The 25,456-nt window shown below is 63.7% G+C and carries 12 protein-coding genes and 3 rRNA genes; 3 read left to right on the top strand and 12 right to left on the bottom strand.

Going from position 1 to position 25,456, the window contains the following annotated elements; genetic code table 11:
- The gene (locus VIK36_RS04335) at nucleotides 1–1,056 is read left to right on the top strand and encodes a LacI family DNA-binding transcriptional regulator (protein WP_255174472.1); all 1,056 of its coding nucleotides are present in this window, start codon (nucleotides 1–3) and stop codon (nucleotides 1,054–1,056) included.
- Here VIK36_RS04335 and VIK36_RS04330 read toward each other — a convergent pair.
- The 7 genes from VIK36_RS04330 to VIK36_RS04300 all read right to left on the bottom strand — a co-directional run bounded on the left by VIK36_RS04330 (nucleotide 1,053) and on the right by VIK36_RS04300 (nucleotide 15,121).
- Complete coding sequence (locus VIK36_RS04330) at nucleotides 1,053–1,580, bottom strand: hypothetical protein (RefSeq protein ID WP_324644214.1); 528 nt, start codon at nucleotides 1,578–1,580, stop codon at nucleotides 1,053–1,055. The genes VIK36_RS04335 and VIK36_RS04330 overlap by 4 nt on opposite strands.
- Nucleotides 1,581–1,684: 104 nt before the next feature.
- Nucleotides 1,685–1,801 (bottom strand): 5S ribosomal RNA (gene rrf, locus VIK36_RS04325).
- Between the two features lie 166 nt (nucleotides 1,802–1,967).
- Nucleotides 1,968–5,093, bottom strand: a 23S ribosomal RNA gene (locus tag VIK36_RS04320).
- 514 nt (nucleotides 5,094–5,607) lie between these two features.
- Nucleotides 5,608–7,129, bottom strand: a 16S ribosomal RNA gene (locus VIK36_RS04315).
- Together the 16S, 23S and 5S rRNA genes form the textbook arrangement of a ribosomal RNA operon.
- A 459-nt stretch (nucleotides 7,130–7,588) precedes the next feature.
- Complete coding sequence (locus VIK36_RS04310) at nucleotides 7,589–11,287, bottom strand: 1,4-alpha-glucan branching enzyme (protein WP_324644213.1); 3,699 nt, start codon at nucleotides 11,285–11,287, stop codon at nucleotides 7,589–7,591.
- 1 nt (nucleotide 11,288) lies between these two features.
- Nucleotides 11,289–13,082, bottom strand: coding sequence for a maltose alpha-D-glucosyltransferase (gene treS, locus VIK36_RS04305; RefSeq protein ID WP_324644212.1), 1,794 nt, complete (start codon nucleotides 13,080–13,082; stop codon nucleotides 11,289–11,291).
- Entirely contained in the window at nucleotides 13,079–15,121 is a 2,043-nt protein-coding gene (locus VIK36_RS04300; RefSeq protein WP_324645220.1) for an alpha-1,4-glucan--maltose-1-phosphate maltosyltransferase, read from the bottom strand. Before VIK36_RS04300 ends, treS begins: the two co-directional genes overlap by 4 nt.
- Nucleotides 15,122–15,312: 191 nt before the next feature.
- Between VIK36_RS04300 and glgP the strand changes: the two genes are divergently transcribed.
- Together glgP and VIK36_RS04290 are read left to right on the top strand one after the other, a co-directional pair.
- On the top strand, nucleotides 15,313–17,931 hold the full coding sequence (glgP, locus tag VIK36_RS04295; RefSeq protein WP_324644211.1) for an alpha-glucan family phosphorylase: 2,619 nt from the start codon (nucleotides 15,313–15,315) through the stop codon (nucleotides 17,929–17,931).
- Nucleotides 17,932–17,990: 59 nt separating this feature from the next.
- Nucleotides 17,991–19,790 (top strand): thiamine pyrophosphate-requiring protein, encoded by a 1,800-nt coding sequence (locus VIK36_RS04290; protein ID WP_324644210.1) that lies wholly within the window; start codon nucleotides 17,991–17,993, stop codon nucleotides 19,788–19,790.
- A 30-nt stretch (nucleotides 19,791–19,820) separates the two neighbouring features.
- Here the strand turns inward: VIK36_RS04290 and VIK36_RS04285 are convergent, their stop codons facing one another.
- The 5 genes from VIK36_RS04285 to cysS all read right to left on the bottom strand — a co-directional run bounded on the left by VIK36_RS04285 (nucleotide 19,821) and on the right by cysS (nucleotide 25,446).
- Nucleotides 19,821–20,177, bottom strand: a complete 357-nt coding sequence (locus tag VIK36_RS04285; protein ID WP_255174466.1) for a barstar family protein — start codon at nucleotides 20,175–20,177, stop codon at nucleotides 19,821–19,823.
- Nucleotides 20,178–20,184: 7 nt separating this feature from the next.
- Nucleotides 20,185–20,673 (bottom strand): ribonuclease domain-containing protein, encoded by a 489-nt coding sequence (locus tag VIK36_RS04280; protein WP_255174465.1) that lies wholly within the window; start codon nucleotides 20,671–20,673, stop codon nucleotides 20,185–20,187.
- Between the two features lie 48 nt (nucleotides 20,674–20,721).
- On the bottom strand, nucleotides 20,722–22,821 hold the full coding sequence (gene glgX, locus VIK36_RS04275) for a glycogen debranching protein GlgX (protein WP_324645219.1): 2,100 nt from the start codon (nucleotides 22,819–22,821) through the stop codon (nucleotides 20,722–20,724).
- An 89-nt stretch (nucleotides 22,822–22,910) separates the two neighbouring features.
- Nucleotides 22,911–23,900, bottom strand: coding sequence for a 23S rRNA (guanosine(2251)-2'-O)-methyltransferase RlmB (gene rlmB / locus VIK36_RS04270; protein WP_255174464.1), 990 nt, complete (start codon nucleotides 23,898–23,900; stop codon nucleotides 22,911–22,913).
- 79 nt (nucleotides 23,901–23,979) lie between these two features.
- Nucleotides 23,980–25,446, bottom strand: coding sequence for a cysteine--tRNA ligase (gene cysS / locus VIK36_RS04265; RefSeq protein ID WP_324644209.1), 1,467 nt, complete (start codon nucleotides 25,444–25,446; stop codon nucleotides 23,980–23,982).
- Between the last annotated feature and the right edge of the window lie 10 nt (nucleotides 25,447–25,456).

Raw genomic sequence — 25,456 nt, 5'->3', positions numbered from 1 at the left:
GTGGCAGGCATCAAAGAAGTTGCCAGCCGGGCCGGCCTGTCCGTGGCCACCGTCTCGCGGGCACTGAGCGGCAAGTCCAACGTCTCCTCCAAGAGCCGCCGCCTGGCCCAGGAAGCGGCCCGGGAACTCGGGTTCGTTCCGTCCTACCACGCGTCAAGCCTCGCATCAGGGCGGAACCACAACATCGGGCTGGTGGTGCCCAGCGTCCAGCGCTGGTACTTCTCCTCGGTACTGGAAGGCGTTTCCGAAACCCTGCTCGATGCCGGCTATGACCTGACGCTTTACAACGTGGGTGAACAGCCGGAGCGGCGCAACAGCATCCTGACCGACTTCCTGCTGCGGAAACGCCTGGATGCTGTAATCGCCGTGGCGCTGGTGCTCAGCGAGGAAGAGATCCGGCAGCTGCTGGCCGTGCACCGTCCCATCGTGGGGATCGGAGGTGCCCTGCCCGGGGCCTCGACCATCAGGATCGACGACGAGGGCCTGGCGATGATGGCCACCAGCCACCTGATTGGGCTGGGACATACCCGGATTGCGCATATCACCGGGGATGCGGGGCTGAACCGGGACTTCAAGCTTCCGCAGCTCCGGCAAAAGGGCTTTTCGGCGGCAATGGCCGCAGCAGGGCTGGGACTGCGGCCGGAGTGGCATGCCACTGCCGACTTCACCATCCAGGGCGCTTACGCGGCAGGCCGCCGGCTGCTGGGAACACCCACGGAACGGCCCACGGCAGTTTTTGCCGCCTCCGATGAGATGGCGGTGGGCGTCATACTTGCCGCGCGCGACTTTGGTCTTCGGATTCCGGAGGATCTCTCCGTGGTGGGCATTGACGGGCACGAGCTGGCAGAGACCTTCGGGCTGACCACCGTGAGCCAGGATCCGCGGGGCCAGGGAAAGCTGGCGGCCGCCACTGCTTTGGCCCTGCTGGATGGCGCCGGCAGGAATCCCGACGGCGGTCCGGCAGCTACGGCAGCACAGGACCAGGAATACCCGACGGAATTCGTGATCCGGCACAGCACCGCCGTGCCTGGGGACCCGGCCGCGCGGACGGCCTAGGACAGGACTTCGGAAGGTGCGGCGTCCGTTGAGTCGCCGGCACCCATGAACCGGGCAAACCGTTCCAGGATCAACGGCCACGCTTCCACATAGGCATCGCGCGCGGCAACGGGGTCCTCAGCCCCTTCCCACCCTTCGTGGAAGACACGGACCTCCGTTTCCGCCTCAACGGCGCGGAACACCACCAGGAGCTCAGTGGACCACAGCGCCGTGGTTCCGGGGTGCCAGGAGGCATGGAAGGACAGCGGCGGCTGCCAGTCATCGAGGGTACCCCAGATGCTGGTGCGCCCATCGTCAGCCGTCTCAAGGATGAGGTTCTCCTCGAACTCCACATAGGAACCGGCCCCATAGACACCGTGCCGTTCCAAGGGCCACCACAGGTGGGCGTGGTCGGTGAAGCCTGCGAAAGCCCGGGCCACGGGACCCGGGACTAGGACGGTGTTCACCACGGGCTCCAGGGGATCCGAAGCCTGCCGGCCGTCGTCTTGGGAGGGGTCCTGTGCGTGGCTGAAGATGCTGCTCATGAGGGTCAATCCTACCCGCGGACATCCGGCCGTCCGGCGGCATCGGTCTGGAGGTTAAAGTCGAAGGGCCCTGACATTCCTTGTCAGGGCCCTTCGTAATGTATGTCCGGCGGTGACCTACTCTCCCACACCCTCCCGGGTGCAGTACCATCGGCGCTGTGGGTCTTAGCTTCCGGGTTCGGAATGGGACCGGGCGTTTCCCCCACGCTATGACCGCCGTAACCCTTCTACCCGTCACCAACCCGTGTGGGGGGTGGTGTGGGAAATCTGTGGTTACAACATGTGGTGTTGTATGTAGTTATGTTGGTTCCTACCGTGCCCCGTGTGTTGGGGGTTGTTGGTTGGGAACCACATAGTGGACGCAAGCAGAATTTTGTATGTATCTGTGTGGTGTAAGTTATTGGCCTATTAGTACCGGTCAGCTTCACGAGTCGTTAGTCCTCGCTTCCACATCCGGCCTATCAACCCAGTGGTCTGGCTGGGGGCCTCTCACACATAATGTGTATGGAAATCTCATCTTGAAGCGAGCTTCCCGCTTAGATGCTTTCAGCGGTTATCCCATCCGAACGTAGCTAATCAGCGGTGCACTTGGCAGTACAACTGACACACCAGAGGTTCGTCCGTCCCGGTCCTCTCGTACTAAGGACAGCCCTTCTCAAATTTCCTGCGCGCGCAGCGGATAGGGACCGAACTGTCTCACGACGTTCTAAACCCAGCTCGCGTACCGCTTTAATGGGCGAACAGCCCAACCCTTGGGACCTACTCCAGCCCCAGGATGCGACGAGCCGACATCGAGGTGCCAAACCATGCCGTCGATATGGACTCTTGGGCAAGATCAGCCTGTTATCCCCGAGGTACCTTTTATCCGTTGAGCGACGGCCATTCCACAATGTACCGCCGGATCACTAGTCCCGACTTTCGTCCCTGCTCGAGATGTCTCTCTCACAGTCAAGCTCCCTTGTGCACTTACACTCGACACCTGATTGCCAACCAGGCTGAGGGAACCTTTGGGCGCCTCCGTTACTTTTTAGGAGGCAACCGCCCCAGTTAAACTACCCATCAGGCACTGTCCCTGACCCGGATTACGGGCCGAAGTTAGATGTCCAAAGTGACCAGAGTGGTATTTCAACGATGACTCCACCCGAACTGGCGTCCGGGCTTCAACGTCTCCCACCTATCCTACACAAGCCACTCCGAACACCAATACCAAACTATAGTAAAGGTCTCGGGGTCTTTCCGTCCTGCTGCGCGTAACGAGCATCTTTACTCGTACTGCAATTTCGCCGAGTTTATGGTTGAGACAGCGGGGAAGTCGTTACTCCATTCGTGCAGGTCGGAACTTACCCGACAAGGAATTTCGCTACCTTAGGATGGTTATAGTTACCACCGCCGTTTACTGGGGCTTAAATTCTCAGCTTCGCCGTGAGGCTAACCGGTCCTCTTAACCTTCCAGCACCGGGCAGGAGTCAGTCCGTATACATCGTCTTGCGACTTCGCACGGACCTGTGTTTTTAGTAAACAGTCGCTTCCCCCTGGTCTCTGCGGCCCCGATCCCCTCCCGGACGCGAAGTCCGATCAAGGTTGGGGCCCCCCTTCTCCCGAAGTTACGGGGGCATTTTGCCGAGTTCCTTAACCATAATTCTCTCGATCGCCTTAGTATTCTCTACCTGATCACCTGTGTCGGTTTGGGGTACGGGCGGCTAAAACCTCGCGTCGATGCTTTTCTCGGCAGCATAGGATCACCAAATCCCCCAAACGGGGGTCCCATCAGATCTCAGGCCATATGAGTGGCGGATTTGCCTACCACTCGCCCTACATCCTTAGACCGGGACAACCATCGCCCGGCTCGGCTACCTTCCTGCGTCACACCTGTTAATACGCTTGCCTCCCAGGATCAGGTCCCGCGCTCCACCAAAACCCTTCACCCACAAGGGGTGTCGGGCAGGTCTCGGGCGGTTAGTATCCCCTGTTCAACATGGACGGTTTTTCGCCGGTACGGGAATATCAACCCGTTGTCCATCGACTACGCCTGTCGGCCTCGCCTTAGGTCCCGACTTACCCAGGGCAGATTAGCTTGACCCTGGAACCCTTGATCATTCGGCGGACGGGTTTCTCACCCGTCTTTCGCTACTCATGCCTGCATTCTCACTCGTGTAGGCTCCACCGCTGGTTTACACCGCGACTTCACCGCCCACACGACGCTCCCCTACCCATCCAGACGCCTGAACCACAAGGGCTTAGCTAAATATCTGAATGCCACAACTTCGGCGGTGTACTTGAGCCCCGCTACATTGTCGGCGCGGAATCACTTGACCAGTGAGCTATTACGCACTCTTTTAAGGGTGGCTGCTTCTAAGCCAACCTCCTGGTTGTCTGGGCAACTCCACATCCTTTCCCACTTAGCACACGCTTAGGGGCCTTAGTTGGTGGTCTGGGCTGTTTCCCTCTCGACTATGAAGCTTATCCCCCACAGTCTCACTGCTGCGCTCTCACTTACCGGCATTCGGAGTTTGGCTGACGTCAGTAACCTTGTAGGGCCCATTAGCCATCCAGTAGCTCTACCTCCAGCAAGAAACACGCAACGCTGCACCTAAATGCATTTCGGGGAGAACCAGCTATCACGAAGTTTGATTGGCCTTTCACCCCTACCCACAGCTCATCCCCTCCATTTTCAACTGAAGTGGGTTCGGTCCTCCACGACGTCTTACCGTCGCTTCAACCTGGCCATGGGTAGATCACTTCGCTTCGGGTCTAGATCACGCCACTCACACGCCCTATTCAGACTCGCTTTCGCTACGGCTGCCCCACACGGGTTAACCTCGCGACGTAACACTAACTCGCAGGCTCATTCTTCAAAAGGCACGCCGTCACCAGAATCAGACTGGCTCCGACGGATTGTAAGCACACGGTTTCAGGTACTGTTTCACTCCCTCCCGGGGTACTTTTCACCTTTCCCTCACGGTACTGGTCCGCTATCGGTCATTAGGGAGTATTTAGGCTTATCAGGTGGTCCTGACAGATTCGCACGGGATTTCTCGGGCCCCGTACTACTTGGGATACTCTCACAGGCGGTACAAACACATTACGGTTACGGGACTAACACCCTCTCTGGCCGGCCTTTCAAAACCGTTCACCTATGCGCGCACATCACACCCCACCAGCCCGGCAGAACTGGTATGGAAAGTCCCACAACCCCGACCATGCAACGCCCGCCGGCTATCACACATGGAACGGTTTAGCCTGATCCGCGTTCGCTCGCCACTACTAACGGAATCACTATTGTTTTCTCTTCCTGCGGGTACTGAGATGTTTCACTTCCCCGCGTTCCCCCCACGCACCCTATGTGTTCAGGTACGGGTCACCAAGTCACTCGCGCGCTTGGCGGGGTTTCCCCATTCGGACACCCTGGGATCACAGTCCGGTTATCGACTCCCCAGGCTTATCGCAGATTCCTACGTCCTTCTTCGGCTCCTAATGCCAAGGCATCCACCGTGTGCTCTTAAAAACTTGACCACAAAGATCAAAAACAAGCTCACTCGAGAGAACCATGAAAACTGTCCCGCGCACCCAAAGGCACACGAACCAGATCCAGGTTCATTTATCTTGGAAATTGCTTCTTATACAAGATGCTCGCGTCCACTATGTAGTTCTCAAACAACAACCCCACACCACACACCCCACACACACGTGCGTGGACCGTCATGGCAGGGAAACCAGAAACAAACACTCCCACCAGAACACCACCCACACCCCGAAAGGCGAAGACAGCGAACCCGTGGTCCTGTTGCCTCAGGACCCAACAGTGTGCCAAACACGAAAACCACCACATCACCACGCCCACCGTTCCAGAACCACCACCAGGTGGGATTCGTACTAGAGAAGGACACGACAACACAACGGCCGCTATTTGTTGATATTCCACCCATGAGCACCCGCCGCAGGACAATCGCCTGCGCAACGGGCTTGCTTCCTGACAACCCCCACACCCGGACATACATCCAGGACAGGTGTTGTAGGCGCTCCTTAGAAAGGAGGTGATCCAGCCGCACCTTCCGGTACGGCTACCTTGTTACGACTTAGTCCCAATCGCCAGTCCCACCTTCGACAGCTCCCTCCCACAAGGGGTTAGGCCACCGGCTTCGGGTGTTACCAACTTTCGTGACTTGACGGGCGGTGTGTACAAGGCCCGGGAACGTATTCACCGCAGCGTTGCTGATCTGCGATTACTAGCGACTCCGACTTCATGGGGTCGAGTTGCAGACCCCAATCCGAACTGAGACCGGCTTTTTGGGATTAGCTCCACCTCACAGTATCGCAACCCTTTGTACCGGCCATTGTAGCATGCGTGAAGCCCAAGACATAAGGGGCATGATGATTTGACGTCGTCCCCACCTTCCTCCGAGTTGACCCCGGCAGTCTCCTATGAGTCCCCACCATCACGTGCTGGCAACATAGAACGAGGGTTGCGCTCGTTGCGGGACTTAACCCAACATCTCACGACACGAGCTGACGACAACCATGCACCACCTGTAAACCGACCACAAGTGGGGGACCTGTTTCCAGGTCTTTCCGGTTCATGTCAAGCCTTGGTAAGGTTCTTCGCGTTGCATCGAATTAATCCGCATGCTCCGCCGCTTGTGCGGGCCCCCGTCAATTCCTTTGAGTTTTAGCCTTGCGGCCGTACTCCCCAGGCGGGGCACTTAATGCGTTAGCTACGGCGCGGAAAACGTGGAATGTCCCCCACACCTAGTGCCCAACGTTTACGGCATGGACTACCAGGGTATCTAATCCTGTTCGCTCCCCATGCTTTCGCTCCTCAGCGTCAGTTAATGCCCAGAGACCTGCCTTCGCCATCGGTGTTCCTCCTGATATCTGCGCATTTCACCGCTACACCAGGAATTCCAGTCTCCCCTACATCACTCTAGTCTGCCCGTACCCACCGCAGATCCGGAGTTGAGCCCCGGACTTTCACGGCAGACGCGACAAACCGCCTACGAGCTCTTTACGCCCAATAATTCCGGATAACGCTTGCGCCCTACGTATTACCGCGGCTGCTGGCACGTAGTTAGCCGGCGCTTCTTCTGCAGGTACCGTCACTTTCGCTTCTTCCCTACTGAAAGAGGTTTACAACCCGAAGGCCGTCATCCCTCACGCGGCGTCGCTGCATCAGGCTTGCGCCCATTGTGCAATATTCCCCACTGCTGCCTCCCGTAGGAGTCTGGGCCGTGTCTCAGTCCCAGTGTGGCCGGTCACCCTCTCAGGCCGGCTACCCGTCGTCGCCTTGGTAGGCCATTACCCCACCAACAAGCTGATAGGCCGCGAGTCCATCCAAAACCACAAAAGCTTTCCACCAACCACCATGCGATGATCAGTCATATCCGGTATTAGACCCAGTTTCCCAGGCTTATCCCAGAGTCAAGGGCAGGTTACTCACGTGTTACTCACCCGTTCGCCACTAATCCACCAGCAAGCTGGCATCATCGTTCGACTTGCATGTGTTAAGCACGCCGCCAGCGTTCATCCTGAGCCAGGATCAAACTCTCCGTTGAAAACAAACAGACACAACCAAAACCACCGGAAATAACGGCGACAAAGGCTGCACAAAATTTGAAACCAGCTAAAAACACCAAACCACACCACAGGGGCGGCACGATTCGGCAAATTCAACCAATTACATACATAATCGGTATCAACAAACTTGGCACACTATTGAGTTCTCAAACAACAGACACACCCGGCACCACCCAAACCAACGTTCAGGATCGCTCCGGAGCAACTTTTCAAACTTACCCGCTGGCTTCCTGCGTGTCAAACCGGCGTCCGCGACCATCCTCAGCATATACTCGGGGGATCGGTTTTCCGTCTGACTCCGTGGAGCAGCGCGGAAATAAACTCTACCACCACTCCTCCCGGATCGCCAGTCCGCCCCCAAGTGGCCTCCTGTAGGCAGCCGAAAGGCCCGGAATCACGCGGATTCCGGGCCTTTTGTGGATGACCGCCCTGGCGGGTCAGCCGGCCGTTGATGCTCCTGGTTTGAAGTAGGACGCCCCGAGCGGAGGCAGCGTGACAGTCAGTGTCGCCGGCTGTCCGTCCTGTCCTTCGTCCACTGCCTTCAGCTCGCCGTCGTTCAATACACCGGATCCGCCGTACGTGGTGTGGTCGGTGTTCAGGACCTCGGTCCAGGCCCCGGCGGTGGGGACACCCAGGGTGTAGCCGACATGCGGGGCACCGGAGAAGTTGATGGCGCAGACAACCGGGTTGCCGTCGGCGTCCCACCTGATGAAGGACAGGACGTTGCGGTCCGCGTCGCCACCGTTGATCCACTGGAAACCGGCGGGAACGTTGTCCTGCGTGTACAGCGCAGGGGTGGACGCGTACAGCTCGTTGAGGTCCTTGGTCAGCAGCTGCAGTCCCCTGTGTGCGGGGATGTCCGCGAGCCACCAATCCAGGCCGTGCTGTTCAGACCACTCGGCTTCCTGGCCGAACTCGGTGCCCATGAAGATGAGTTGCTTGCCGGGGTGCGCCCACTGGTAGGCAAAGAAGGCGCGGAGGTTCGCCAACTGCTGCCAGCGGTCACCGGGCATCTTGCGGAGCATGGAGCCCTTGCCGTGGACAACCTCGTCGTGGCTGATGGGCAGCAGGAAGTTCTCCGTGAAGGCGTAGACCAGGGAGAACGTCACCGTGCCGTGGTGCCACCTGCGGTTGTAAGGGTCCTCGGAGATGTACTTGAGGGAATCGTGCATCCAGCCCATGTTCCACTTCAGGCCGAAGCCCAGGCCGCCGTGGCTGGTGGGGGCGGTAACGCCCGGGAACGCCGTGGATTCTTCCGCGATCATGACAGCACCGGGGTGCGTCTTGTAGACGGTGGCGTTGACTTCCTGCAGGAAGGAGATGGCTTCCAGGTTTTCCCTGCCGCCGAAGCGGTTGGGCCGCCACTGTCCTTCCTGGCGTGAGTAGTCCAGGTAGAGCATGGAGGCCACCGCGTCCACGCGCAGGCCGTCGATGTGGAATTCCTCCAGCCAGTAGAGGGCGTTGGCCACCAGGAAGTTACGGACCTCGGTGCGGCCAAAATCGAAGATCAGGGTGCCCCAGTCGGGGTGTTCGCCAAGGGCAGGGTCTGCGTGTTCGTAAAGGGGCTCCCCGTCGAACTGGGCCAGCGCCCAGGCGTCCTTCGGGAAGTGCGCCGGTACCCAGTCCAGCAGGACGCCGATGCCTGCCTGGTGGAGGGAATCCACCAGGTAGCGGAACTCATCCGGATGTCCGAACCTGGACGTGGGCGCGAAATAGGACGTGACCTGGTAGCCCCAGGAACCGCCGAACGGGTGCTCCGCGACGGGCATGAATTCCACGTGCGTGAACCCGAGCCACTTGACGTACTCCACCAGTTCCTTGGCGAGTTCGCGGTAGCCAAGGCCCAGGCGCCACGACCCGAGGTGCACTTCATAGACGCTCATGGCGGAGTTGTGGGGGTCGCGCTTGGCCCGCGCTTCCATCCATTCGTCATCCTTGAAGGCGTAGGAGGGTTCCACCACCCTGGAGGCAGTCAGCGGAGGCACTTCGGTACCGAAAGCCAGTGGGTCTGCCTTTTCAACCCAGTAACCGCCCCGCGTCAGGATCTCGTATTTGTAGCAGGCGCCGGCGGTGACACCGGGAATGAACACCTCCCAAACGCCGGAGGAACCCAGCGAGCGCATGGAGTGTTCCCGTCCGTCCCAGGCGTTGAAGTCACCCTTGACGCGGACGGCCTGCGCGTTGGGGGCCCACACGGCAAAGGACACACCGTTGACGTCTCCGAGCGTTGACTTGTAGTGCTGGACGTGGGCGCCAAGCACCTGCCACAGTTTCTCGTGCCGGCCTTCGCCGATGAGGTGCAGGTCCACTTCGCCCACTGTGGGCAGGTAGCGGTAGGGCTCGTCAACGGTCACCGGGTCCTTGCCCGGGTAGGTGACCGAGAGCCGGTAGTCGGGAACATGGCCCTGCTCCAGCGGATCCAGCACCGCAACCCACACTCCGTGGGCCTCGTGCTCCATGGGAACCTCTCCGGCCTGCGTGACTACGGAGATTGCTTCGGCGAGGTGCTTCACGGTCCGGATGGTGACGTGCCCGTAGTCGTCCAGGTGCGCGCCCAGGACGGAGTGGGGGGCGTGGTGTTCACCGTTCGCGATCCTGCCCAGGGTGCCTTCATCCACGGGCAGGGGCACCCCCGGGCGGTCAGTTCGTGCTGAGCCTGTCATTTCGTTACCTTCCGATGCTGCACCGGCGGAGTCGCCGGCACCGTTGCTGCCCAGGAGCCGCCTGGAGGCGTTTACGGGAATCGCCACCCAGTCGGGCCTGTTTCGCATTTCATAAACAACTTCGTACAGTGCCTTGTCCAGCCACAATGCCACAAACAGTGGTGAGGTTCGGTCCACCGTTCCGGGAATGACCTTGGCATACCCTGCCAGGAAGGCGTCAGAGCAGTCGTCAACCCAGCTGTCCGGAACCTGGGCTCCCTCCTGCTCGCGCTGGGCTGCTCCGGCGGCGTAGTCGAAGGACCGCAGCATGCCGACGACGTCGCGCAGGGGCACGTCCGGGACGTTCCGTTCGGCGATGGGTCGCAGGGGCTCGCCCTCGAAGTCCAGGATGGCCCAGCGCGACTCGTCGCCGGACTGGCCGGTGACCTGGAGGATCTGGCCCAGGTGGAGGTCGCCGTGGATGCGCTGCAGGGGCGCGTCGGGAACCTTGTCCAGGTCAGCCAGCAGGGCGTCCAGGGCATCGTCGTAAGGCCCGACGGCGGCCCGCGCTTCCGCCCAGGCGTTCCGGACGCGCTGTGCAACAGCGGGTCCTGCTCCCTTGCCGGGTGCAGAGCCGGCGGACGTCCCGAGGGCTTCCGCCAAGCGTTTGTGCACTGTAGCGGTGGCGGCGCCCAGGGCCCTTGCTTCTGCCGTGAAGTCCGTGCCGGAGCGGGCTGCGTCCACTGCCAGCCGCCAGGCATCGCGGCCACCGGCGAGGAATTCGTGGGCCACCGCAAGCTCACCCTGGACGTACCGGGTACCCTGGCCGGTGCCGCTGGAGGCGTGGTTGCCGTGCCCCAGCCACTCGCCCCGGACCCAGCCAAGGGTGGCAGGGACTTCCGAAGTTCCTGCCTTCGTCAGCGCCGCTCCCACCTCGATCTCCGGGTTGGTCCCGTCAGACAGGACCCGGAAGAATTTCACCATGGCGGCCGATTCGCCGTCGTCCACAATGACGGAACTGTTGGACTGCTCGCCGGAGAGCACCTTCACGACACCCTTCGCAGTGGGCAGGCGGTACGGTCCCTCGACGCGGAATCCCGTCGCGGTGCCGCTGTCCGCTTTCCCCTCCTGCCGGATGAGCTCCAGCCAGGCGCCCACGAAGTCGGGGTCGTGGACGGCGTCGTAAACCCAGGGGCGGGTGGGATCCATTCCGGCCGCTTCCCCCACCAGCGCGCGCTCCATGCCCCCTGCCGGTGCCGGCCGGAAGCTCAAGGGAACCTGGACGACGGCGGTGCGCTTGCCGCCGTCGGGCCCCTGGGTGGTGATGTTGAGGAGGAACACGGCAAGCGCCGCGTGTCCGCTGGGGTCCGCCAGTCCCAGGCTGCCGGCCTGGGAGATGGCGAAATCGGGGGTTTTGACCGGGAACCAACGCTGCTGCGGCAGCCATTCCTTGAGCAGCGCGGTGAGGGCGGGAGTGAGGATTGGCTGGTTCATCTCAGTTCTCTATCGACAGGATGGGCATGGCCTGGGTGTAGGGCGACGATGGGTTCGACCCCGCCGACCGCATCCGAAGCCAGAAGAAATCATGGCTTCCGATGGTCAGGGTAAGGGTGCCGTCGTCGCCGATGCCGGGGAAGATCTGTCCGCCAAACACATCGCGGAGCCCCCGGCCGGCATATTCAGGAATCCGGAGCGTGGCAGCGACCGGGTGCTGGGAGAGGTTGAAGGCGCACAGGATGGTCTCGGCGTCGGCACCGTCAGGGTTGCTGGCCGGCAGCTCGCGCAGGTACGCCAGGACGGCGTCGTGGTCTGCTTCCACATGTTTGAAGCCGCCCAGTCCGAACGCGGGATGGTTCTTGCGGACGCTGAGGATCTGCCGGGTCCAGCGCAGCAGGGACCCGGAGTGGGCAGCCTCGGCTTCGACATTGGCCATGGCGTAGTTGTACACCAGGGACTGGATGGGCGGCAGGTACAGCTTGCCGGGGTCGGCATGGGAAAAGCCGGCGTTCCGGTCCGGGTTCCACTGCATGGGGGTGCGGACGGCATCGCGGTCCTCGAGCCAGATGTTGTCCCCCATGCCGATCTCGTCTCCGTAGTACAGGAACGGGCTGCCCGGCAGGGAGAGCAGGAGCGCGTTGATCAGTTCTATTTCGGCCCGCGAGTTATCGAGCAGGGGTGCCAGCCGGCGGCGGATGCCGATGTTGGCGCGCATGCGTGGGTCCGGGGCATACCAGCCCAGCATTGCCGCGCGCTCATCGGCGGTGACCATTTCCAGGGTCAGCTCGTCATGGTTGCGGAGGAACGTGCCCCACTGCGCGCCCTCGGGGATGTCCGGGGTGTCGCGCATGGTTTCGATGATGGGCGCTGCCTTTTGGTCGCGCAGCGCGTAGTACAGCCGGGGCATGAGGGGGAAGTGGAAGGCCATGTGGCACTCGGGTTCATCGACGGTGCCGAAGTATTCCACCACCTCGTTGGGCGGCTGGTTCGCTTCGGCGATGATCACGCGGCCGGGGTAGCGTTCATCCACCATTTCACGCAGCCGGCGGAGGAACTCGTGGGTGGCCGGAAGGTTTTCGCAGTTGGTGCCCTCCTCCTCAAAGAGGTAGGGAATGGCGTCCGCCCGGAAACCGTCAATCCCCTGGTCCAGCCAGAACCGGACTACATCGAAGACGGCCTCGATCACCTTGGGATTTTCGAAGTTCAGGTCCGGCTGGTGGCTGAAGAACCGGTGCCAAAAGAACTGCCGGCGGATGGGATCGAACGTCCAGTTCGATTCCTCCGTGTCAACGAAGATGATGCGTGCGTCCTGGTACTTCTCATCCGTGTCGCTCCAGACATAGAAGTCGCCGAAGGGACCATCCGGATCCTTCCGGGATTCCTGGAACCAGGGGTGCTGGTCAGAGGTGTGGTTCAGCGGGAGGTCGATGATCACCCGGACGCCGCGGGCATGGGCTTCTGCCACAAGCCGCTTGAAGTCGCTGATGGTGCCGAATTCATCCAGGACTGAGTTGTAGTCGGAGATGTCGTAGCCGCCGTCCCGCAGCGGTGACTGGAAGAACGGAGGCAGCCAGAGGCAATCAACCCCCAGCCACTGCAAGTAGTCCAACCGGTCGATGAGTCCGGAGAAATCCCCGGACCCATCGCCGTTGGCATCCGCAAACGCCCGGACCAGTACTTCGTAGAACACTGCCTTGCGGTACCACAAAGGGTCATGCTGAAGGCCAGGCGCATTTAGCTCGAACGTGCTCTTGGGAGTGAAGTGGCCGGAACTTTGCGGGTTGAAACTCACTGATGCATTCTCCTCACGCTCAGGATGTGGGCGGGCTCCACGTGCGGATCGAGCCGTACGTAGTTGAACTCGCCCCACTCCCAGCTTTGGCCGGAGATGAGGTCATCCACATAGAAGCCGCCGCCCGGGGTGATGTCCTGGGGGTCCAGTTCAAGGGCCGCCAGGTCCAGGGAGACGCTGCATTCCTTCGTAACGTGCGGGTCCACGTTGACCACCACGATGATGGTGTCCTTGGAGCCGTCGGGAAGGGTCTTGTGCTTCGAGTAGACAACAGTGGAGTCATCGGTGCTCTGGTGGACCGTCAGGTTCTGCAGGTCCAGCAGCGCGGGGTGGTCCCGCCGGATGTGGTTCAGCCTGGTGATGTAGGGGGCCAGCGTGCGTCCGGACTCGGCGGCGGCGTCCCAGTCGCGGGCCTTGTACTCGAACTTCTCGTTGTCGATGTACTCCTCCGCGCCGGGCCGGGCAACGTGTTCGAACAGTTCATACCCGGCGTAGACGCCCCAGAGCGGGCTTCCGGTGGAGGCCAGGACGGCCCTGATCCGGAACGCCGCCGGTCCGCCGTACTGCAGGTATTCCGTGAGGATGTCCGGGGTGTTAACGAAGAAGTTGGGCCGGAAGAACGCCGGTGATTCGTGGCTGACTTCCTCGAAGTAGGTCGCGATTTCCTTCTTGGTGTTGCGCCACGTGAAGTACGTGTAGGACTGCTGGAAGCCGGCCCTGCCCAGGGCGTGCATCATGGCGGGGCGGGTAAAGGCTTCGGCCAGGAACACAACACCGGGTTCGGCTTTTTCCACTTCCGCAATGAGCCATTCCCAGAACCACACCGGTTTGGTGTGCGGATTATCCACGCGGAAAATCTTTACGCCGTGGCTGACCCACAGCAGCACGATCCGCAGAATTTCCCGGGAAAGTCCTTCCGGATCATTATCGAAATTGAGCGGATAGATGTCCTGGTACTTCTTCGGCGGGTTTTCGGCGTAGGCAATGCTGCCGTCCACCCTGGTGGTGAACCATTCGGGATGGGACTGCACCCACGGGTGGTCCGGGGCGGCCTGGAGCGCGAGGTCCAGGGCTACCTCCAGGCCCAGCTCGTTGGCACGCGCCACGAAGGCATCGAAGTCCTCGAAGGATCCGAGGTCGGGATGGATGGCGTCGTGGCCGCCTTCCTTGGCTCCGATGGCCCATGGTGAGCCGGGATCATTGGGGCCGGCCACCAGGGTGTTGTTGGGTCCCTTGCGGAACTGCACGCCAATCGGGTGGATGGGGGGCATATAGAGGACGTCGAAGCCCATGGCTGCCACGGCGTCCAGCCGTTTGGCGGCGGTACGGAAGTTACCTGACGTCCAGGCGCCGGTGTTGTGGTCCTTGACGGCGCCTTCGGACCGGGGGAAGAACTCGTACCAGGCGCCCCGCCCGGCCCGGTCCCGCTCCACCAGGAGGGGGTATTTTTCAGAAACGGTGACCAATTCCCGGATGGGCTGGCGGGCCACGATGTCCGCGATTTCCTGGCTGAACCCGGCCCCGAGCCGTTCCTCCGTGCTGCGGGACTGGTCGCCCAGGACCTCTGAGGCATGCCGCAGGGCTGCCCGGTCCACCTCGTCCCGGAAGTCCTCCGCGGACGCTTCACCCAGCAGTTTGGCACCTTCGGCGAGCATGAGTTCGACGTCGACTCCGGCGTCGATCTTCACCTCGGCGTTGTGGTGCCAGGTGCCGTAGCGGTCGTGCCAGGCTTCGATCACAAAGGACCAGTTCCCCGTTTCCGACGGCGTGAGCACCCCTTCCCAGCGGTCCGTGCCCATGCCACGTTCCCCGCGGGGCGGCGCAAGGCGGACGCGCTGGCGCTCGGCACCGGAGGGGTCAAGGAGCACGGCGCTGACGCCGAGCTGGTCATGCCCCTCGCGGAAGGCGGTGGCGCCCACAACGATGGCTTCGCCGGGCAGGGCCTTGGCCGGGAATCTGCCGCCCTCGACGACGGGCTGCACGGCAGTAATGGGAAAACGCCCAAACCGCAAGTCCTCGGTGATACTGCGCTGGGGCATTTTGGTGGATGCGGCACTGGTTCCTGAGTTAGTCGTCACAGGCTCGACGTTAGCGAGAAATGACCCGGATTGCTAAGCCTGCTCCCTAAAATCGCCGTGCCGCGGCCTAATTTCTTCATGCCCCTGTCATTTACCCAAAAGAAACCGAAAGCTGGTTCCGGCCGCGCATGTTGTCGGTTAGTGTGACGCAGGTGAAGGCAATCCGCAGGTTTACGGTCCGTACAGTCCTCCCCGAACCCATCCGGCCTTTGGCCAGGCTGGCCAGCAATTTGCGGTGGTCCTGGCACCGTCCAACCCGTGAGCTTTTCGCCGGGTTGAACCCGCGGCTGTGGGAGGAAAGCGGGCAGGACCCCATCGGTTTCCTGGGCATGGTCAGCCGGGAGGAATTCCAGCAGCTCGCCGCGGACCAATCGGTGGTGGAACGGGTGCGCGCCGCAGAGCAGGACCTTGACCGGTACCTCCAGGAGCCACGCTGGTACCAGGGCCTGGGCCCGGATGCGCCCGCCTCCATTGCATACTTCTCGCCCGAGTTCGGCATCACCGAGGTCCTCCCCCAGTATTCGGGCGGCCTGGGAATCCTTGCCGGCGACCACCTGAAGGCTGCCTCGGACCTTGGCGTTCCCCTGATCGGCGTGGGCCTGCTGTACCAGGCGGGCTATTTCAAGCAGTCACTGTCCCGCGACGCGTGGCAGCAGGAGACCTACCCCGTCCTGGATCCGGACGGCCTGCCGCTGACCCTGCTCCGGGAACCCTCCCACGACGGCAACGGCAAGGCCCTGGAGGTCTCGCTCCCCCTGCCCAACGGGCGCCGGCTGCTGGCACACATCTGGCGGGCCGACGTCGGACGCGTTCCCCTGCTCCTCCTGGACTCCAACGTGCCGGGCAATGACGACGCCGCCCGCAGCATCACCGACCGCCTGTACGGCGGCGGCGGGGACCACCGGCTCCAGCAGGAACTCCTGCTCGGGATGGGCGGGGTCAAGGCCCTGCGCGCCTTCCAGAAGCTGACGGGCTGCGCCGCACCGGAGGTCTTCCACACCAACGAAGGCCACGCGGGGTTCCTTGGCATCGAGCGCATCCAGGAACTGATGTCCGGCGAACAGGCCCTGACATTCGACGAAGCACTCGCCGCCGGACGGGCGTCCACCGTATTCACCACGCACACGCCGGTGCCGGCCGGCATCGACAGGTTCGAAATCAACCAGATCAGCCACTTCTTCCAGGCCGGCCTGGCCCCCGAGGTGCCGGTGGACAGGATCCTGGAACTGGGCAGGGAAAACTACGCGGACGGCAACCCGGCCGTCTTCAACATGGCGGTCATGGGCCTGCGCCTGGCCCAGCGCGCCAACGGCGTGGCCAAGCTCCACGGCGAGGTGTCGCGCGGCATGTTCTCCGCCCTCTGGCCCGGCTTTGACCACTCCGAGGTACCCATCACTTCAGTAACCAACGGCGTGCACGTGCCCACCTGGGTGGACAGCCGCATCTCCAAGCTCGCCCGGGACCAGTTTGGCAGCGAGGCCGAAGCGCTGGGCAAATGGGACCTCGCCTACAACGTCAGCGACGCCGACGTATGGGCGCTGCGCCGCGAGATGCGCGCCGCCTTGGTGGAAGATGTCCGCCGCCGGCTGCGCGCAGCGTGGAAGAAGCGCGGCGCGGCCGACGCAGAACTGGGCTGGACCGACAACGTCCTGGACCCGGACGTCCTCACCATCGGTTTTGCCCGCCGCGTGCCCACCTACAAGCGGCTCACGCTGATGTTGCGCGAGCCGGCGCGGCTGAAGGCGCTGCTCCTGCACAAGGAGCACCCCATCCAGCTGGTCATCGCCGGCAAGTCGCACCCGGCCGATGACGCGGGAAAGAAAATGATCCAGGACCTGGTTCGGTTCACGGATGATCCCGAGGTCCGGCACCGCATCGCGTTCCTGCCCAACTATGACATCGCCATGGCCAGGACCCTGTTCCCGGGCTGCGACGTCTGGCTGAACAACCCGCTGCGTCCGCTGGAGGCCTGCGGGACGTCCGGCATGAAGGCGGCGCTGAACGGCTCGCTGAACCTTTCCGTCCTGGACGGCTGGTGGGATGAGATGTACGACGGCGAGAACGGCTGGGCGATTCCCACGGCCAACAACGATGCTTCACCCGAGGAACGGGACGACATCGAGGCCGCAGCGCTGTATGAGCTGCTGGAAACACAGGTGGCGCCGCGATTCTACGGCAGCACGGTGTCCGAGGGAGCCGGCTCCGCCGGGCCGTCCACGAGCCGGAGCGAGAAGGTGCCCACGCACTGGGTGTCCATGATCAAGCACACCCTCTCGCACCTCGGCCCGGCCGTGTCCGCTGAGCGCATGCTCCGGGACTACGTGAACATCCTGTACCGCCCCGCCGCGGAAGCGGGACGCAGCGCCACCGCCAACTCCTATGCCCAGGCACGTGCGCTGGCATCCTGGTCCGCCAAGGTACGCGGCGCCTGGCCACAGGTCCACGTTGAGCACGTTGATTCGGTGGGGGTATCCGAGGACCCGCAGATCGGCGACACGCTCCAGGTCAACGCCTACGTGGCGCTGAACGCCCTCACCCCGGAGGACGTCTGCGTCGAGGTGGCCTACGGCCGGGCCGAAGAGAATGACGCCCTTGCCGACATCACCATGATGGAGCTCCAGGTGAAGGAAGACCTGGGCAGCGGGCGGCACCTGTTCAGCGGTTCCCTGGTCATCGACCGCTCCGGCCCGTTCGGTTACACGGTCCGCGTCCTGCCCCGGCATGATGCCCTGGCCTCCAAAGCGGAGCTCGGACTGATCGTCAACGCATAGCCCGCCGGTCTCCTGGGTACGGCTCCTGGCAGGCAGCAATACCCAACCAGGAGGGTCCGATGACCGAACGTACGGTGGCCGATGTAATCGTGGAGCGCCTCACCACCTGGGGCGTGAACCGGGTCTTCGGCTACAGCGGGGACGGCATCAACGGCTTCATGGGTGCCCTCCGCCGGACCGGGGACCGGCCCGAGGGGCAGGTTGAGTTTGTCCAGGCCCGGCATGAGGAAGCGGCCGCGTTCATGGCCGTCGGCCACGCCAAGTACACCGGCGGCGTGGGAGTGGTGACGTCCACCCAGGGCCCCGGGGCCGTCCACCTGCTCAACGGGCTGTATGACGCAAAGCTGGACGGCGTACCGGTGGTGGCCATCGTGGGGCAGCAGAGCCGCACCGTGCTGGGGTCCGGCTACATGCAGGAAATCGACCTGACCGCGTTGTTCAAGGACGTCGCGTCCCAGTTCGTGCAGCTGGTCAGCACGGCAGAGCAGGTGCCCATGGTGCTGGACCGTGCCTTCCGGACGGCCAAGGCCACCGCCTCCCCCTGCCTGGTCATCATTCCGCACGATGTGCAGTCCGCACCCGCGCCCGGGCTGGAGCAGCAGCACGGCATCGTGGTCACGGCGCCGTCCTGGAGCGCGGCGGCCAAGAGTCCCCGCGACGAGGACCTGGCCGCCGCGGCCGCCCTCCTTAACTCCGCGGAACGGGTGGCCCTCCTGGTGGGACAGGGCGCCAGGCACGCCGCACAGGAAGTGGTTGCCGTGGCGGAAAAGCTGGGTGCCGGCATCGCCACTAGTCTGCTCGGCAAGCCGTACGTGGACGAAAACCTGCCCTTTGCGGTGGGAACCATGGGGCATCTGGGCACTACCGCGAGTGCGCACCTGCTGGGCAACTGTGATGCCCTCCTCATCGTGGGTTCCAACGATCCCTGGACCGAGTTCTATCCGCCGCCCGGGGCCGCCCGTGCGGTGCAGATCGACATCGACGAAAAGAAGATCGGCAACCGCTACCCCGTGGAGGTGGGCCTGGCCGGCGACGCAGCGTCAGCCCTGGACGCTTTGAACCAGAGGCTGGAGCACCGGCCACGCACCCAATGGCGCTCGGATGTGGAAGGGGAAGTCAGCCGCTGGCGTATCCTCGCAGCTGACCGTGCCGCCGTGCCCGCCAGCCCCGTCAATCCCGAGCGGGTGGTCCGCGAGCTCAACGGCCGGCTGCCCGGGAACGCCCAGGTGAGCGTCGACGTCGGAAGCTGTGTCTACTGGTACGCCCGCCAGCTGGTGCTGCCCGCCGGAGTCCCCGCACACCTGTCCGGGACCCTGGCCAGCATGGGCTGCTCCATCCCCTACGGGCTTGCTGCCAAACTCGCCCGCCCGGACCGCCCGCTGGTGGCTCTGGCCGGTGACGGCGCCATGCAAATGGCGGGCATCGCGGAGCTGGTCACCGTGGCGCACCGCTGGCGCCAGTGGCAGGACCCAAGGTTCGTGGTGTGCGTCTTCAACAACCGCGAGCTGACGGAGGTCACCTGGGAGCAGCGTGAATCGGAAGCCGAGCCGCGGTTTGCTGCAAGCCAGGAACTGCCCGATTTTCCCTTCGCCGCCTACGCGGACCTGCTCGGGCTCAAAGGCATCCGCGTCGAGGACCCGGAACTGGTGGGCGAGGCCTGGGACCAGGCCTTCGCGGCCGACTGCCCGGTGGTGATCGAGGTCCTGACCGACCCGGAAATCCCGCTGCTTCCGCCGTTCCCGGCCGGGCGCGAAAAGGCTGAAAGCATGCGCGAGGGGTTGGCAGCGGAGGACGACGGCGGCAGGGCCTCTACGCTGCTGGACACCTACGTGGCGCACGAGGAACGCCCGGGGAGCTAGCTGCGGACTGGTTGCCCGGTGATTGCGGGTTTAGAGCAGCACTGCGGTGACGGCCAGGTCCTTGCCCGCGTACCGTTCCGCGTCCTGCAGGATCTCGCACATGATGCCGAACGACCTGTCGGCGCGGAACGGTGCAGCCACCTGCCACAGGACCGTGACGGGCGGGTTGCCGTTTTCGCTGATGCTGTCCGCAAAGTCGTGGAGCGAGTCGTTCAACGCATCCAGGTTCACGCCGTAGTGCTCGGGAAAGTCCAAAACCTCGCCGAAGGTTTCCAGGACGGCGCGCTTGCTGTCCGCCGGGGGAACCACCACGCTGCGGCGCCCGGCGTCGGCCACCTGCTCCTGCAGTTCTTCAAGGGTCCAGGTGTCACCGGAAAAGATTCTCATGGTTGTGCTAGCTGCCTTCCGCTATGTACTTGAACGTTGCGTAGTGGTCCCCGGTGTAGTACTTCTCCCCGCCATTGCCCGCCACGATGCGCCGTGCACCCCGGTCCGGTTCCCCGGGAGTGGGGACGGTGTACTCGCGGTAATAGCCCCGGTCCCTGGCTGGGAGGACCCGCTCGAAGTTTCCGAACACCTGGTCATCCTGCCCGTACTGGAACGGGCCGCCCGCCCGGATCAGCGCCAGCACCCGGCGGCCCTCCACCGGAAGCGCGGATTCCCTGATCACCGGGAGGCTGGACGGATTGGCTCCCCGGTGGGGCGCTGACTGCTTCGCTGCCGGGGACGTGGCCGTTCCACCCGGAGTGGACGTGCGGCTGGAACCAGCGTCCGGCGTCGTGCCGTCCGTCTGCCCGCCCAGCAGCCCGGCACCGCCGAACGCCACCATGGCCAGCACCACCAGGGTGGTGAGGAGCAGCGGGAGGATGGAGCGGTTGCGCATTCGGGTTTACCTGCCGGAGGGGTGGACTGGCGTCTGGTGGTGCTGTAGCTACGTGCGGTAAATGCTGATGGAGTTGGCCTCGGCCAGGTCGATGTCTCCGGCAGCCACCTGGATGCCCTGCCGCTGCTTGTGGCGGGGCGAGGTGGTCAGCCGGAGCTCGAACAGGCTCGGAGCCGGCCTTCCGGCGTCGGGCAGGGTCACCTGGACGTCCCGCGCGCTGCCATTGACCACCACCAGCCCGGCAAGGTCGCCGCCGTCGTCGCGGAGCAGGAGCTGCAGGACGCGGTGATGCGGATCGTTCCAGCGCTCATTGGACATGGGCTGGCCGTGCTGGTCGAACCAGTACAGGTAGGACTGTTCATCCCGGACCGGGAAATCGTGCGGCTGGGCGGCGAGGAACTCCTTGCGCAACCGGATGTACCGCTTGGTGCTGCGCAGCATCTCGTGCGCCTCCGGTGTCAGCGTCCAGTCCAGCCACGTGATGGCATTGTCCTGGCAGTAGGCGTTGTTGTTCCCGTGCTGGGTCCTGGCCAGCTCGTCCCCGGCAGTAATCATGGGAACTCCGAGCGAAACCATCAGCGAGGCCATCAGGTTGCGCCGCGACTGCGCACGCTGTGCCAGGATGGCGCTGTTCTCAGTGGGGCCCTCCACGCCGTGGTTGTAGCTGCGGTTGTCTCCGTGCCCGTCCCTGTTCTCTTCGCCGTTGGCCTCGTTGTGCTTGCGGTCGAAGGACACGAGATCGTTCATGGTGAAGCCGTCATGGGCGGTGACGAAGTTGACCGAGGCCAGGCGCGAGCGGCCGGACGCCTGGAAGAGGCCTGCGGAGCCGGACAGCGCGTCGGCGAGTTTCGCCATGGTCCCGCCGTGCCCGCCGGAGTCGATGGCTGCGCGGTCTGCCAGCCAGAAGGTCCGGACAGCGTCGCGGAAGTGGTCGTTCCAGTCGACCCACCCCCGGGGGAACCGGCCCGTCTGCCAGCCTCCGTAGCCAATGTCCCAGGGTTCGGCAATCAGCTTGACCCCGGACAGAACGGGATCGGCGGCGACGGCGGTGAGGAAAGGGTGATGGGGGTCGAACTCGTTCGCGGCGTTGCGGCACAGCGTGACTGCCAGGTCGAACCGGAAACCGTCGATGTGGAACTCGTCCACCCAGTACCGGAGGGAGTCGGTCACCAGCTGGACCACGTGCTGGTTTCCGAAGTTGAGGGAGTTGCCGCAGCCGGTGGTGTCGATGTACTTGCCGTGGCCGTCCACCCGGTAGTAAGTGTCCTCCCCCAGGCCGCGGAAACTCAGGACCTGGCCGTCCGGCGTCCCTTCGGCAGTGTGGTTGTACACGACGTCGAGGATGACCTCCAGCCCGGCGCCGTGCAGTGCCTTCACCATGGCCTTGAACTCGTCCTGGACCGCCTGGGGGCCCGCTTCCTGGGCCGCGCGGGTGGCGTAGCCGGGGTGCGGGGCAAAGAACGCGGCGGTGTTGTAGCCCCAGTAGTTGCTGAGTCCCAGGTCCTGCAGGTGTGGCTCATCAATGTGGAAGTGGACGGGCAGGAGCTGGACGGAGGTGATGCCCAGGCCCGTGAGGTGCTCCACGACGGCAGGGTGGGCCAGGCCGGCGTAGGTGCCCCTGAGTTCTTCCGGTACGTCGGGGTGGAGCATGCTCTGGCCGCGGACATGCGCCTCATAGACGATCGTGTTGCGCCAGGGCAGGCGCAGCCGTTCGTCTGTTTCCCAGTCGAAGTCGACGGCGGTGCGGACGCTGGTGAGGAAGCCCTCCTGCTGGTCCACTCCCCTGCCGTACGGGTCCAGCAGCAGGGGCTGGCGGGAGGAACCGTTGCCTGCCGGAAGCTCCGGCGGCAACGGCTGGCTGTCCGACGTCGGACGGAAGCCGTAGCGCGATCCGTACGGCAGGTCCTCCACGATGCCGTGGTGGACCCCCTTGGTGACGTTGGGCAGGGTCTGGGTCCGCCATTCGCCGCCGGGAGGGCAGTAGGCGATGTCCAGCTTGGCGACTCCGGGGGCGAAGCAGGCAACGTTGGCGCGTCCGCCGGCGTGGTGGCGGGTACCACCGGAATCAGCGCGCGGGACGCTGACACCGAGGGGAACAGCCGAGGAGGCGTCCATGGTGGAAGCGGTGTCGAAAAGCGGCATGACCATCATCTAAATAGTAGCGGTCAGCGGCACTTGACCTGCCCATACGCCCCCGCGGCGCCGGGAACCCATCCGCGGATTACGGACCGGTGGAACTATCCGGCCGCGCGCTGGCGGGAGACCTCGTACAGCGAGATTCCCACAGCCATCGATGCGTTCAGGGATTCCATGGCGGAATCGATGGGGATGGAGACGATCTGGTCGCAGTTTTCCCGGACCAGGCGGCTCAGGCCCTTCCCTTCCGAGCCCACCACGATGCACACCGGTTCGGTGGCCAGGGTGAGATCGGGCAGTGAAACGTCGCCGTCGCCGTCGAGCCCCAGGACGTAGATACCCATGTTCTTGAACTGCTTGAGGGCGTTGTTCAGGTTGGAGGCGCGGGCCACGGGCACGCGGACGGCAGCGCCGGCGCTGGTTTTCCAGGCCGAGGCGGTAACGCCCACGGAACGGCGCTCGGGCACGATGACGCCGTGGCCGCTGAAGGCGGAGACGGAGCGGATGATCGCACCCAGGTTCCGGGGGTCGGTGATACCGTCCAGGGCCACAAAGAGCGGCGCGTTGGCGATGTGCCCCTTCTTCCACTTGTCCACGGTTTCCTCGGCCAGCTCGTAGGCGTCCAGGTACTCGTAGGGCGGGATCTGCAGCACCAGGCCCTGGTGGACGGCGTCATCCGTCATCCGGTCCAGTTCAGGTTTGCCCGTTTCCAGCAGCGGAATGCCGCGTTCGGCGGCGAGCTTCAGGGATTCCTTGACCCGGTCGTCCATTTCGATGCGGATGGCAACGTGGAGGGCCTTCGCGGGGATGCCGGCGCGGAGCGCCTCGACCACGGAGTTGCGTCCGGTGACGACTTCCTCGGTGGCACGGCCCTTGGGGCCGGACTTGGCGGCACCGGCGCTGCGGGCACCGGTCCCGCGCTTTGCAGCGGACCGTTCGGAAAGCTGCCGTGCCTTGTGCGCCTTGTGGTACACGCGGTCCTCGGCTTTGGGCGTGGGGCCCTTGCCCTCGAGGGCCTTGCGGCCATGGCCACCGGTTCCGACGGTTGGGCCCTTCTTCGCTTTAACCGATCGGCGACCATTGTTGGCCATGATGTTCCACCCTTGATTGTGCTGACTGAATCTGCATACCAGTCTACTGACCCGAAAAAAATCGGGGGCAGCGGCCTGTTCAGTCTCGCTTGAGGCTCCAGGTGGCGCCGTCCGGGCCGTCCTCTACGACGACCCCGGCCTGGTTGAGGGTGTCCCGGATGGAGTCGGACGTTGCCCAGTCCTTGTCGGCGCGGGCAGCCGCCCGGGCGGACAGCTGCGCCTCCACCAGAACGCCCAGCGCCTCGGCTTCACGCGTGCTCACCGCCGCGGAGCCTGCCACGGCGTTCAGGCCCAGGACCCCGGTCATGAGGATGACGGCGTGCATCGCGTTCCGGGCAGCGTCGTCGTCCCCTTCGGCGAGGGCTGTGTTGCCCGCCCTGACAGTTTCGTGCAGGGCGGCCAGGGCGCGCGGGACGTTGAGGTCGTCGTCCATTGCTTCGCAGAAGGCCTCCACAGCTGCGGACGATGAACCGTGGTGGCCGTCCGCGAGGCCCGGGTCACCGTCGAAGCGTGCCGCAGCCTTGGCCAGGAATCCGTCAATGCGTTCGACGGCGGCGGCGGCCTCCTGCAGGGACGTGGGGCGGTAGTCCAGGATGGACCGGTAGTGCGCCTGGCCCAGGTAGTAGCGGACCACCCGGGGCGGGGCGAGTTCCAGCATTTCCGCCGGGCTGATGGTGTTGCCGATGGACTTGGACATCTTTTCGCCCTGGTAGGTCACCATGCCGTTGTGCATCCAGAAGTTGGCGAAGGGGTGTCCCGCCGCCTGCGACTGCGCCATCTCGTTTTCGTGGTGCGGGAACCGCAGGTCCAGTCCGCCGCCGTGGATATCGAACGCGGTGCCGAGGTACTTGGTGACCATGGCGGAGCACTCAAGGTGCCAGCCGGGCCGGCCGGCGCCCCAGGGCGAGGACCAGCTGGCGGTGGCCGGCTCTCCTTCTTTGGAACCCTTCCACAGCGCAAAGTCGCGGGGGTCCTTCTTGCCCCGGGGATCGGCGTCGGGCGCTGCCTGCATGTCGTCGATGTTCTGCCGGGTCAACGCGCCGTACTTGTTCCAGGAGCGGACGTCGAAGTACACATCGCCCGAGTCGTCCAGCGCCGGGTACGCGTGGCCGCGGTCGATCAGCTGCTGGATCAGGGCGTGCATCTCAGGAATGTGCCCGGTGGCCCTGGGTTCGTAGGTGGGGCGCGATACACCCAAGGTGTCGTAGGCCTTGAGGAACTCCTGCTCGTAGCGGTACGCCAGAGCCCACCATTCTTCGCGGGCTACTTCTCCGGGTTCCGGGCTGAAATCGGGGGCGAAGGAAGCCTCGGACTTGGCCAGGATCTTGTCGTCAATGTCCGTCACGTTGCGGACGACCGTGACACGCAGGCCCCGGTACTGAAGCCAGCGGGTGAGCTGGTCGAACGCGATGGCTGACCGGATGTGGCCCACGTGCGGCATCCCCTGGACCGTGGCTCCGCAGTAGTAGAGGCTGACCTTGCCCTCGAGGAGGGGGACGAAGTTCCGGACTTCGGCGGAGGCAGTGTCATAGAAGCGCAGGGTCACCGCTCCAGAG

Source organism: Pseudarthrobacter sp. LT1 (genome assembly GCF_035621795.1).
In the GTDB taxonomy this organism is placed as follows: Bacteria; Actinomycetota; Actinomycetes; order Actinomycetales; family Micrococcaceae; genus Arthrobacter.
Note: the sequence above shows the minus strand (reverse complement) of the source record. Positions and strands in the feature narration are given on the sequence as shown.